The sequence below is a fragment of the Candidatus Poribacteria bacterium genome (assembly GCA_026702755.1).
Classification (GTDB): domain Bacteria; phylum Poribacteria; class WGA-4E; order WGA-4E; family WGA-3G; genus WGA-3G.
Map to the genome: position 1 here is coordinate 1 of JAPPBX010000061.1, position 13,038 is coordinate 13,038.

A 13,038-nucleotide genomic window follows, 5' to 3' on the forward strand; every position below is an offset into this window, starting at 1 on the left:
AAAATTGCTGCTGGATCTGCTTCCATGGGCGGCGGGTAATCATCTCACTCCAGAATCCCCATAAGGTCACCAGTCCTAACAACCCAGACAGAATAAAGAACAAAGCAGAATACGACTTACTCTCAGCAGGAATTTCCTTTTTGTTCCTCACGAAATCTTCTCCCTCCATGTCGATTAATACATTACGATGTCATTGCCAATAATATACCGTAAAGGGTGCGACCGCCTCGTTAGATATTGAACCACGGGGATACCCAGATATATTTTATATCCAAAGTCAAGCGCAGGATCATTTTTATCGGCAGCGCGAGCATAGTTAAGAACAGAAATGAGACGATGATATATCGAACAAGACCAAGCTCCTGCAGGAAATGGCTACCTTTACGCTTCCATAAGTAGAAAATAGGACCGATCGCGAAATAGCCCGCAACGACAACAAACCCGAAAAAGTTCGCAGTATTTGGATCTCGAATGCCGAAAAGATACGACAAATTCACGTTCGTCAATGGAACAACAAGGTGCGGGTCCCACTTCTCCCAAGGCATAAAGAAATTCCATCCGGGGCCTCTGAGGAATGTACCGACAACCATCAAAACAATCCATAAAATAATAAATCCGAAGCAGAATACGCTGAGCGCGAACGGACGCTCCTTGATTGTATAATAACCCTTACCTTTTGGATTTGTGTCAATGTAGGGAATAGCTATCAAGCCCGCGATAATCAGACCCGGCAGCACCACCCCGGCAATCCATGGGTCGAAGTAAACAAGCATTTCTTGGAGTGCAAGGAAATACCACGGGGCTTTAGAAGGGTTCGGTGTCTTCGTCGGGTCGCTCGGTTCCTCAAGCGGCGCATCAATCATAATCGACCAAACACCCAGCACCAACATCACGATAATCGCACAGATAAACTCATTTCGGCACAGGTAGGGCCACACGTAGACTTTATCGTTAAGAGCGGCATCCGAAGGGACACCTGTCTTGTCCGTCTGGCGTGCCTGTCGATATGAAAGCCAAATAAAATAAGGTATCAAAAAGAGAATAGCAACAATGGGGACATTATCCGGTTTCGTCACCAGTGCTATAAAATTCTCCATATTCTGCTCCTTTGAAGATTGGATTCCTTGCCCATGCTAATAGGGACCGCGTCCCATTCACCACACAAAAGATTCGCTGCTACATTTCCTTTATAGAGGGCCAGAGATGCCGCCATCTTTACGCACACGCCAGAAATGCAAAGCCATCAGCACGCTTGCTAACAACGGAACTGCAACGCAGTGTAAAATATAGAACCTCAACAGCGTTGAGGGACCTACTATTGTACCCGCCAGCAGTGCAAATCGGACATCGTTCGCTTGTGTGATGTCTTGCGGAGCAAATGGGCCTTCATGTCCTAAAACCGGGGTCGCACGTGCCATGTTCGTTCCTACAGTCACAGCCCAAAATGCCAATTGATCCCAAGGTAACAAGTAACCCGTGAAACTCAGGAAAAATGTCACGAGTAACAAGATAACACCGACTGCCCAGTTGAACTCTCGTGGTTTCTTATACGAACCCGTCAAGAAAACCCTAAACATGTGCAACATCACCGAGATAACCATCCCGTGTGCCGCCCAGCGGTGCATGTTCCGCAGAAGCATCCCAAATGGAATATCAAATTCAAGGTACTGGACATCGTGGAAAGCATATTCAGCCGTTGGACGGTAATAGAACATTAGGAGCACGCCGGTGACGGCTGTCACGAGAAACATGAGAAAAGTGATGCCGCCCATGCACCATGTAAAGCGGAAGTTCAGTGCATGCCGAGAAATCCGAGGAGGATGGAGATGCAACCAGACGTTTTGGAGAACCTGTAAGGTGTAGCGACGCCCCGTTTGTTCATATCCGTGGCGGAATATAGAGCGCCAAATGTCGGAATTCGTAATCTTTTCTTTGAGCCCTTTACGTTCTTCGTTCATACTTTCTTTAGCAAGTTTCGACGTGGACTTTAGCAGTACGTTGCCCCCACAACGCCGAAACCCCTTTTCTGCCTAACCGAAGCCAGGCACAAATGCTCTCCTTTCTTCAGACCTTCAAAAAGGAGCCTGGATCGGTCCACTGCCCCTTCTCACCTAAAAACTTCACAGACTTGTCGATTTCGATCTGGCCATCTTCTGCTAACGTAATTTTAACCCGTTCAAGAGGTCGTGGCGCCGGACCCTCGTAGTTTAAGCCCTCTCGGTCAAAACCACTACCGTGACACGGACACTTGAATTTGTTTTCAGAGCCGAGCCAGCGAGGTGTGCATCCGAGGTGTGTACAGATAGTTAAAAGTGCATAGAATTCACCGTCCTGTTTTCGGACAATCCAGACACCAAACGGCTCTTTTTTGAACTTTTCACTAACGCTGCCCGGTGGATATTCAGCCGGAAATCCTGCTTTAAAAACGGAGGAGGGTTCAAACAGCACGCGTGGATACAGATACCGAACCAATCCCGGTCCGAAGGCCAAACCCGATGCTGCAACGAAAGTCCCCCAACCGAGAGATTTGAAAAATTTACGTCGCGATTCCACTTCTACCCCCGAATCTTGCAGGCAATGCTTACACGCAACACCCACGAATTATAAGGCAAATCGTATATTATTATAAACCAGTTGAAAATAAATGTCACCAAAATCTTGCCGCATTTGAAAGTCCGTTTTACACAAACAGGACAGGCGCATCAATTTCAGATTGGTTTGATTAAAAGAGCACAAAGTTTGCCCAAAGCAATTTCACGCCACGAGCGTTAATTATTATAACATGTCTTCAAAAGTTTGTCAACCACTTTTTAAATTTTTTCACAGAATTTTAAAAAAAATTATAGGTGAACACGCCCTTTCTTTTCGATCAACATTTTAAAGGACTGCAAAGCTCAACAAAACGGACAGAGTCTATAGGAAATCGCTGAGGTGAACTATCCAATTTGTAACAAAACGAGCAAAATTTTGTTCAATTCTTCAACGATTTATGATATAATCTACCCGATGATTTCCCAGTTTTCAGGAACCAGCAACCGAACGAAGGAGGAACCAAGATGATACGCTTGATAATCAGTTTAATCACCATAACTCTCATGTTTACACAACTTAGCACCGCTGAAATTGACCCAGAATCTATTGTTGGTGCGTGGTTGTTCAACGAAAAAAGTGGAAAAGTCGCTGCAGATTCATCCGACAATGGCAACGATGGTGACCTTGTTGGCGGTGCTAAATGGGTGAAGGGTAAATTCGGTAACGCCATTGAACTTAACGGTAAGGATGCTTGGGTCACTGTGCCAGAAATTGGACCACTTGAGGACTTTACACTCCTAAAATGGTTTAATTCGACAGGTAGGGTTGGGCTGTGGAGATGTTTCTTTAACCGTGATGGTTGGTCTCCTGGGTTTGTCCACTATCAATTCCGTCCAGACAACAAGATGGAGATGGCGATTCACTCCAACAACCCAGTGCGACATCCGGGTTGGCCCAATTCGGATTTTACAGCAGACAAGGATACCCTAAATAAATGGTTTCATCTCGCAGTTGCTTATAGCAGCACGGATGAATTCGTTCGCGTCTACTTCGACGGTGAACTTGATGCCGAGGGCAAATGGGGTCCCTTGCCCGGAGAATTTGGACCCGGACGTATCGGTTCATGGAGTGGTGGCGGCAGAGAGTGGGAAGGCATGTTCGATGAAATGCTACTCTTTGATGTCGCATTGGAGGAAGACGACATTCAAATGCTCATGGAGAACGGTTTAGAAGACACCCTCGCTGTTGAAGCAGCAAACAAAGCTGCAACAATTTGGGGTAAAATTAAGTCAGAATTTACGGACAAATAGGTAGGCACTCTCCGGTAGGCGCGCTTGAAAAGCGCGCCCTCGGAGGTATGATTGGAATTTCTTATTGATATACTTTAGCAGAGGCAATTTTTTCATAATAGATTCAGGTCTGATTGAGATCCTCAACAGCCTTTCTGATTCCCCTTGCAATATTCACAAATGCCTCATCTTGATTTTCCCATCGTGTCACAGCCTTCGCGTCCCTAGGTAATGCTTGAAGTCTACCAAAGGGTGCGTCTTTCCAGTCAACAGGACGAAGTATTACTGGAATCACACGGGCTTCTTCAGCGTTGTACCTTTCCAGTGCTCGATTCATCTCAACATCATAACAATAATCGGATGCAAGGAAGTCAGAACTAATAAGCAGGAGTATTATATGAGCAGTATTCAGATGCTCATGAATCTCTCCTTCCCATTCTCTACCAGCCCCTATTTTTCGATCATGCCAATCTATGATGACTTTCTGCCTTCTCAAAATAGATAGGTGGTTCTCAAGTTGTTGCCGTAACTCTTCATCTTGATGTGAGTAAGCATAAAAAAGTTTAACACTATTTGGCTCCAATCTTGAATTCATTGTTCTACTCCGTTGTTGTTCTTGAATTGGTTCGGGTAAATACTCTCTTTCCGCAATCATTTGGAGAAACGAACCTTCTGGTAATAGAAGAAACGGATCATCATGTATCGCTTGTATTCTGCGGATGGCAGCACCTACTTGTTTACCATGACGACAACAGAGTTCCCAAATGTTTTCAACTTTCTCCTGCTCGTTCGCTCCAGGAATATAATCAATGAAATCAGCTAACTCACTAAACATTTGTAAATAAAAGCCGTCCAGATTCAATGAAGCGAACTCCTTTGCTTGATAAACATAATCAAGTAACATAGTCTTAACTTCATCATTCTCAATTCCGCTGCGAATAAAATCCGAGGTGTAAATACCAACATCGTCCACATCATCCAATTCCGAACCATAGGCGGCGAATCTTCTATCAATACATTGCGAGCAACCACCACAATGAGTCACTTTCCCACGATTATGGGATGTATGGCTGCAAGATACCGTACTTGAGATTAAATCTCTTCGTCCAACTTTACTTAGGATATGAAAGATATCTGTTTTGGTTTTCCATAGGAAAGGGGTAACAATTTTGACCCTCGGTTGATCGGTTTCTGCAAACAAATGAAAGAGATTTTCAAGAAAAGCTATCGTCTTTGGATGCGTTGTACGGCTAGCCCTTGCGTTCATCTGATTCTGTTGAGTGGGAAAATTTATTGAAGTTACTCCGTTCTCATAAACAAAAATTTCTCGCTGAGAAAAAGCGTACGCCAATGCATAAGCGATAGATGTGTATAAAAAAGCGCGGGTTCGCTGTGTTTCTTCTTTCCGTCCAATTCCGTGTAAGCTGCAATTAAATTTGTAGTATTTGATTCGATTTGGATAATACTGTTCAAGGGCATCAACTAGTTGATCTTGCGTTTTTGCTGTCGCGGGCTGACCAGAGCGATGACTAACGAGGTAAAGTTGGTCGGAAGAACTTTCAAGCTCGCTAACGATTCCAGCCAACGAATCAAGTCCACCTGAAAAAAGTATAATTTTTGTATTTTGCTGGGATTCAATTTGAAACTCCTCACCATCAAACAAGCCTGATAGTTGGGTTGAATGTCCGGGCTGAAAGGTAAAATGATAAGCTTGATCCCCTGACATGAAAACAAGGGCCTCTTTAAGTTTTTCCTTCACCTCAATAGTGTTCCAGAAATCCCAATCCCGGACCTTAATGGCAAAGTGAAATAATCGCGACCAACCATGGTACTCCACACTGGTTTTATTTCCACGTAAAATCAGCCGATCCGCACAAAAGACATAGGTGGCAATCTCCAATAAATCAAGAATACGATCCGGAAGATGACCAACACTACGGACAAAGCTGGACAAAGAAAGGTTGACATTTTGGGTGTTGTTAGCAGCCTCACTATATTCAAGAATCAAAGGTTCATATTGAGCCCATTGCTGAGGCAAATCAGCACCGTTACATAGGGGACAATTCGAGGAGAGACATTTCTCATTCCTTATCGTCCTCCTGTTGCAAGGCATCACGTATCTTCCCAAAAGCGACTGAGAGAAATCCCTCAATTTCTTTTTCGTTTGGAACGCCTCCTTTTAAGCGTTCATTAAACCAACCCGCCGCAAAAGACTGTGTAATCTTCGCCGTCTCAAAGGCATGCAAGGAAATATCATCAACATGTTTTGCAAGTTGTTGATTAAATTGGGCTCGTTCGTCAATACCCCCCAAAGTCGCTGGGGATGCTCTTTGAAGAAAATATTCTAAATACCGTTGCGTAAACTTTGCGAAAAACAGACGCGATAACTCACAGAATCCTGCGCCACTTCCGGCTTTACGCCACACTTCAAACGGATCCTCCAATGACTTGAAAAGACTCCCTGTTGTTGGTTGATTCTGATGGTACCAAATAGAAATTGCATCACTAGCAGCTTTTTGCGCCATTTCACCGTACTCAAGAGAATCTTTCTTTGGTGCAACATAAGCATTGACAGCTTTCGCAAACGAAAGTGGTGTAAGATTATCAGGAAGTTCAATCCCAATATTCAATAGCCAGGCTTGTGGATCTGTTTCACGTGAAGCAATAGCAAGATTGACAAGGAATTGAAACGTCCCCAAAACGCCATCATCTCGTTCAATATGACGAAACCGAGACCTAACATTCTGGATTGTCTTTTGGGCAATGTCCGCGACTTCGGCATCAGATATATGCTCCCCAGCAATCAATTGAGCAATATCCTGCCACCTTTGACTTGTCGGAAGAACACCTATTCGCCTATGACCCATTTTTGATCTCCGGTTTACAACTTTTTACCATTTACATGATATTGCGATATTTTTGGTTGTTGAGCATATCAATCAAACTCGATATGATATTCATTAACGCGTCTACAGATTGAGATTAGCATAGAAAGTATAAATGCAATTCCAACGCGCGTCAACTCTTTTCAGAAAATAGCAAACTGAATGCCTTGATGTGACGGATACTACTGCTTAATCACGAATATTACATCTGCTTCAGTTGAGTAAGGTTCACCTTCCCAGAGGAAATCCAACTGAAAACCAATATCTTGACCGACCTCGGTTAAATAATTGGTCACGTGCTCTGAAATTAGGGACCTAGCTCTTTTCAACTTCCACGAATTAAAAAAATCGCTTTTATCTACCAAAACCAAAAATAACCGGTTTGAAGCATCAAAACGCCGTGTGCCTTGGTTTTCATACAACCATCTAACAAGTGGTTCCGAATTCGCTATACAGTCGTCTAACAATGTCTCTCGGTATTTTTGCAGTTCACGTATTAGTTTCCGGGCATTACGATGCGGATTGTCGTCGAGTTTACGCCATAAATCTGGAATCAATATTGAATCCGTTGCTGACTTGTCAAATCCTATATCGAGTTCCCTAGCTAAGCCTTTCATCAATGTTAATTCCGGACGAAAACCACGAGATTTACGATGATCTTTAATATATCCTTCAGGCAAATAGGTGACTTTCAAATCAAAAGGTTTATTGTTAACGAAAAAGTCAATTTTTTTTATTTGTCCAATTGCTGGAATCACATTGACATGTTCTTTAAAAATATCTTCAATGATGATAGAACTCCAATGGTTGTACCATGAAGCTACTACATAAGCCCGCAAACTCTTATGAAGATCGCCTTCTATCTCGTTTTGTAAGGATTCATAAGAGGTAATCTGTTTTACATATTTGTTCACAATTGTTGTTTCTAAACTATTCTGATGTAATCCTCCCCAATCAAAAGACTGGATTTTATACAACTCATTGATTAACTGTTGTTCGTTATCGCGTCGAATTTTCCGTTCCTCTTCAAACAATTCTTGTATAATATCATCTATATCTTCCAATTGGATAGCCGATTCATAAATAAACTGCAGCCACTGTGCTGACTTAAGGTTTCCTACTTCCACTTCAAATTTACGGATTAGGTAATCAAGGTGTTTTTTTCGCGAGAGCGAACGTAGTTTCAAAAACCGCATTCCCTCATCTGTCCCCGCAAGTTCTTGAATTTTATCGTTTTTGTAGAGATTCACCGCTGTGTTGAAGTTTAACATCTTCAATAAATCTTCTTAGGATGTCGGGTTGTCCATCCATTCGTCCTTCTAAAAGCATCTATAATCGGGACTTGATCTTCCTTGTTCATGGATTTGCCATATAGTAACACGAAATCTGTTTTTAATCCTCCTCTTCTGTTATCTTGAAGAATCGATCCAGCAGAATATGCAACAGGGTAACATCCTAAATAGACGAGATCTGAAGAGGCTTCCAATTCGCACAGGTTATCCCAATAATCCGTTGAACGCGCATTAAACATAATTGCCAAAACGCCATTTTTCTCCAATACCCGAGAGCATTCATGAAAAATTGATGCCAATTTCTTGTTATAAGCAGATATATCTTTACCACGCTCCTTCGCATTTGAGACAACGAGTTCATCTTCATAGTTTGATTCAAGACCGATTATACTATTCCACATTTCGCTGAGCTCTAAATAAGGGATCCGATCTCCATGAGGTGGATCCGTTAAAACGACTTTGATTGCGCCTGTCGGTATATCCTTCAGAAGGACTTCGGAGTCACCTTGCTGGATATAAGCTGCTTGGTGTTCACTTATAAAACAGCTTAGAGACGGCGAAATTACCACCGGTTTTGTTAATCCTGCTTCCGCGACAGCTTTTAATAATTTTCGAGCTTTGGTAGTGTAACAATTCCATGCGTTTATTTCAAAATGTCGGGCTGGCTGCCAATACCCAACAGCCCAACTTCCTACCTCAATAGATCTGCTATCACGAAGACGATCAACTCGCTTATCAATTTTTGCTTCCACGTCCTTGGTTTTATTTCTCTTTGAAACAGCGAAAACCATCTTAGACATTTGACCTACTGATGCTGAAAGGATCAGATAGAGAGCTCTCTTTAAATCACCGGAGTACTGCTCTATTTCAGCCTTGATTAAGTCAATTGATCGCAACGCACGCGGGGTGAAAAGTTTTGTAAAGTTACAGGTTTTCTGTGAGTTAATTCGCGAATTATCAAACAACCGGAGCTCCCTTAGTAGACGTGGTTCGTACATTTCCACGCTTTGGAGTCTCTCCATTTCTTCTTTAGCCAAGGTAAGCTCAACCCGCTTCGCGCCACGTTTCGTCCACACCTGTGTTATTCGCTCATTCTCCCACAGAATATGCGTAGCGAGATTTCCATCCGGCAAAAGGTACATAGAATTAATGAGCACCTTAAGACGATTGTCAATGTGACAAACAGCATTTCTTAAATCCATGTAGTCCGGTGCCTGCAGATAAAGTTTTGTCAATTCAATACTGATAGGATTGACATCAAAACCAATAAATCTGCGATCTCGAGCGATGCATTCTTTAGCGATAAGTCCAGAACCAAGAAATGGGTCCAACACAATACTATTGGGTTCTGTTAATTTATCTATTAGAAATTGCCATGATTCAATTGGCTTTTTCCCCCAATATTTGTGGAAACTGGCGAATCCTTTGTACCCTGCTGGTAGATGAGTATCACAAGGACGATCAGGCGATAATTGGACACCGACCTCCCTATTTTCCTCGAAGTCAAATGTGGCTTGCAAGTTTTCTACCATTTTTTAATTCCCAAGATTTGTTGATTGAGCACCATCTCCAAGTTTCTTTTTGGTTTGCCGATTTTTTAAACCGTATTTTCATTTTAAAAAAGCGTTAGTTTGGGAACTTCGATCGGTTCCTGCAGTTTCCGCACCGCCTCGGCAATATCGTCAATGACGATTTGGCGCAGTGCTGTAAAATTCTCGCCCTCTTGTCGTAGTACATAAGCAGGGTTAAACGTCGCCATGGCAAACGGCGCATAGTGGGTATCCGTAAACCAGACCCCGCGTTCCTCCGTAATGCGGAAACTGCGATCAATAAGAGTTTTTGCTGCAGGGGCACCCATACAGAGAATCACCGAGGGCAGCATCAACGTAAGCTCTCCGTCAAGCCATTTAGCACACGCCTTAATCTCTGATGCCTTCGGCGGACGATTTTTCAACACACCGCCCTTCAGACTTGCTGCACGACATTTAATGATGTTCGTGAGCCAGATATCTGCACGCGTTAACTCGTTTGCCGCTAAAACTTCATCAAGCAAATCGCCAGCAGGACCTGAAAATGGAAATGTTGTGTGATTATCGGCAGCGGAGGGTCCCTCCGCAACAATTGCTAATTTCGCCGTAGAATCCCCGCTACCGAAAACAACATTCGCACGGGTCTTCGCCAAATCACAAGCTGTACAAGTGCTGGCGCGCGCTTTAAGGGCTTGTATCTGGGTATGCGTACTATTCATCTCCTCACACCAATTTTTCTACAAATTCCCTCATAAATAGCTCAGCCGATTCAGGCATGAGAACCGTCACTTTTTCAGATTCCGTGCGGTTAGGGGATTTAGTCTGGGGTTAGACTAAATCCATTCCTTGTATTACATTCCGCACCTACTTTGGTTGGAGACCGATTTCCTTAGAACAAACTACCACTGAAACTACAAGGTTCCACCCGAAGTTTTCGCAAAGTGAATGCTGGCTTGCACCAACTTATTCGGTTGGATTCCCGTAAATGTTAATTTACAGATCGGTTTGTCCCATTCATACTGATAATCGCTGCCGTAAGTTGCCACGCTTGTCGGTAAGTAATCCTCTGGCACATGAATAAAGCAGGTACCATCAGCCTGTCTAAGCGGTTTGCAAACAAGCAGATAACTTTCACTATGACTATCCCAACCCGCAGACAGAATTTCAACACCACCTTGCGTATAATGCATATCCGTAGCGAGCAATTGCGGTACATCTTGCTCTTCGCGGAAGCAGAGCAGTTTGGCAGAACGAGGCGGTATGTTCAACAAGGTCACACCGTCTGAAACCTTTCCAAGATATTGGCGCATCCAGAAATCGTGAACGAGAAACTCTTTAGACGCAGGCAACCCAAGCGCGTCTAACTCAAAGTAAGCATCACTCTCGTGGTCATCCCAGTTGAAGACAGAAGCGAGATGCCAAGTTTCACGAGGCGTTGAAACCGGTAGGCTCCATATTTTAGGAAAAGGTTCATCGTAAAGGTCTACCGGTGTAGCCGCTTCACCTATGAGTGGGAAGATTTTTGCCAAGTATGCAGCGCGCGACGAAGTGAGGGTCGCGAATTGATCGGCGCAGAAGACTGTTCCACCACTCAACGCAGCCGCTGTTACCTCCACGATTACCTCGTTGATAGGTCGTGGTTCATCAACAGCAATCTCACCAAAAACATGCCCCCAGAGAACGTTATGTTCCCTTATATGTGCTGCATATCTACTCAAGCGATGCTTCGTGCCACGCTGATGATGCCAAGGGTCGCTTGTGCGGTTGGAGACCGCACCGTCAGTGGAAACCGAAGAACTCAGGAGTGGGGCACTAACACCAATACTACCGATGCAGGGACCCGGAACGGCATTGTATCCTGCAAGCAAAACGTCCTCTTTAAAAAAAGGTGACCTTTCCGAGCGTGCATCATCGATCGCATTCCTGATTAATTCTCCAGCGAGCCGATAAAGCTGCACTGAAGTTAGGTTGCTGTCGTGCCAATGCAAGTTGTGTGAACCGTTCGTGAGTCCTGTTGTATAAGGCGTGAAATCTGCGTTGATGAGGGAATACCCACACTCGTTGACAATCTGTTTAATCTGTCCACGAATGCGCAATTGCACCTCCGGATGCGAAACGTCCAAGAGGGCAACCTCTTTACCACCCTCTGGCAGATGGACTGTGGCAGGTTTGTAACTATTACGCCCTGAACGACTACGAGAATTTCCTTTTCCACGACGAGACGTGGTCTGTTCCTGTATGCAATAGTTTGGATGGCTCTTCAGAAGTTCCGAATCAAGTGACACACAGAATGGATTAAAACGGATGCCCGCCTTAAAACCCTTTGCCCGGATTTGATTGGCAACCGCTTGGATCCCGCCACCATCTTGTAGTGCCGAAGCCTCTGAACTTTCTGCAACACTCCCCAACTCTGATTCCGACACCGCATCTAATTGGATATAATCAATACCGCCAGTGTAACCTGGCTGAAACAGTGGATTCTCGGCGAGGGCATCCGTTTGCGTTAAAATGGCGTTCGTGTCAAGGGATTCTTGTGTATCCGGAAACGTCCATGCAGTAATCGGTTTACGACATGCCGGTACGGATCCAGACGCTTGCTCAACGCTCCGCGCCACCAACTCAGTATAATGTTTATAGGCTGCCGTAGCCCCCTCTGTAAAGTTGATATAGGCAGTTTCGGAGGTGATTTCTTCACCGGAGGCGCACTGCTGTTCACACTGATGATAAAGTGCCCACGGGTTAACAGCGGATGCCGATGATTTTTTCCGCTGCCCTTGCGAGCCGCGCCCCTTATTGGCATCTTGACATCCAATCTGAACTCGGGGCCACCATTTCTCAGTCGTCAAGAAACCGAAGACAAGTGCCTTACCACTCTTTGTATCGTGAAGGATACCATCGTGACTGGGATGCATAGCCTCGGTCTCACTCAGTAGAAACCCCTCATACAACCTTTTACTGACACCGGGAGAAACAGGAGGCATGTTGATAAAGAGATGATAATCTGACGAGGCATCTCCGAGCAGCACAGCCCCACGGTTCCCTGAAACGCCAAGCACCGTCATGCTATCCAGTTGCAGCGGTTCCGGTTTTAGGTTCTCAACGCCAACTTTGAGGTGGACGGCAGGGTGAGCGGCATAGCAATTGAGGTAAGTGTTTATCCGAACCCCTTTACCTGTCGCTTCGTGCGAGAAGCGAATCTGGTGATAGTCACCGAAAACATCCGTCTCCGAGAGCTCGGTGATAAATTCGCGGGTGCCAGCGTCTTCCATTTTGACGACGCTCCCATCTTTAAGCGTTATCTGGGCACACCCGTCCCGAATAATTGTGGCACCGCCCTCATCAATGTAATCCCATGTTCCTTTTGAAAGGTTAAATTTAATCTCATACTTACTGTGGTTTATCACGGCGAGATTCCCCTGCCGTGAGACTTCTATATCATCTGCTCTCATCCATTTAATTTCCTTTTCATCTTTGCGTAAAGAATCTGCCGTACCTATTCAGAAGCCGAAAT

At 44.4% G+C, this 13,038-nt stretch carries 10 protein-coding genes; 1 reads left to right on the forward strand and 9 read right to left on the reverse strand.

The features are described from left to right. Nucleotides 1-230 precede the first annotated feature (230 nt). The 3 genes from OXH39_10975 to OXH39_10985 all read right to left on the reverse strand — a co-directional run bounded on the left by OXH39_10975 (nt 231) and on the right by OXH39_10985 (nt 2,553). Nucleotides 231-1,097: a cytochrome C gene (locus OXH39_10975; protein MCY3550970.1), complete on the reverse strand. Its 867-nt coding sequence runs from the start codon at nt 1,095-1,097 to the stop codon at nt 231-233. Between the two features lie 90 nt (nt 1,098-1,187). Next, nucleotides 1,188-1,958: a cytochrome b N-terminal domain-containing protein gene (locus OXH39_10980; GenBank protein MCY3550971.1), complete on the reverse strand. Its 771-nt coding sequence runs from the start codon at nt 1,956-1,958 to the stop codon at nt 1,188-1,190. A gap of 106 nt (nt 1,959-2,064) precedes the next feature. After that, on the reverse strand, nt 2,065-2,553 hold the full coding sequence (locus OXH39_10985; protein MCY3550972.1) for a Rieske 2Fe-2S domain-containing protein: 489 nt from the start codon (nt 2,551-2,553) through the stop codon (nt 2,065-2,067). 503 nt (nt 2,554-3,056) lie between these two features. On the opposite strand from OXH39_10985, the gene OXH39_10990 reads away from it, so the two are divergent. Next, on the forward strand, nt 3,057-3,842 hold the full coding sequence (locus tag OXH39_10990; GenBank protein MCY3550973.1) for a LamG domain-containing protein: 786 nt from the start codon (nt 3,057-3,059) through the stop codon (nt 3,840-3,842). A 103-nt stretch (nt 3,843-3,945) separates the two neighbouring features. On the opposite strand, the gene OXH39_10995 is transcribed toward OXH39_10990, so the two are convergent. From OXH39_10995 to OXH39_11020, 6 genes are all read right to left on the reverse strand, one after another. Further along, complete coding sequence (locus OXH39_10995; protein MCY3550974.1) at nt 3,946-5,859, reverse strand: TIR domain-containing protein; 1,914 nt, start codon at nt 5,857-5,859, stop codon at nt 3,946-3,948. 43 nt (nt 5,860-5,902) lie between these two features. Further along, nucleotides 5,903-6,688, reverse strand: a complete 786-nt coding sequence (locus tag OXH39_11000) for a hypothetical protein (protein ID MCY3550975.1) — start codon at nt 6,686-6,688, stop codon at nt 5,903-5,905. A gap of 200 nt (nt 6,689-6,888) precedes the next feature. Continuing rightward, nucleotides 6,889-7,977 (reverse strand): hypothetical protein, encoded by a 1,089-nt coding sequence (locus tag OXH39_11005; protein ID MCY3550976.1) that lies wholly within the window; start codon nt 7,975-7,977, stop codon nt 6,889-6,891. Nucleotides 7,978-7,979: 2 nt separating this feature from the next. Beyond that, entirely contained in the window at nt 7,980-9,530 is a 1,551-nt protein-coding gene (locus OXH39_11010) for a DNA methyltransferase (protein ID MCY3550977.1), read from the reverse strand. 83 nt (nt 9,531-9,613) lie between these two features. After that, nucleotides 9,614-10,246, reverse strand: a complete 633-nt coding sequence (locus OXH39_11015; protein MCY3550978.1) for a uracil-DNA glycosylase — start codon at nt 10,244-10,246, stop codon at nt 9,614-9,616. A 192-nt stretch (nt 10,247-10,438) separates the two neighbouring features. Next, nucleotides 10,439-12,976, reverse strand: coding sequence for an alpha-galactosidase (locus OXH39_11020; GenBank protein ID MCY3550979.1), 2,538 nt, complete (start codon nt 12,974-12,976; stop codon nt 10,439-10,441). Nucleotides 12,977-13,038 lie beyond the last annotated feature (62 nt).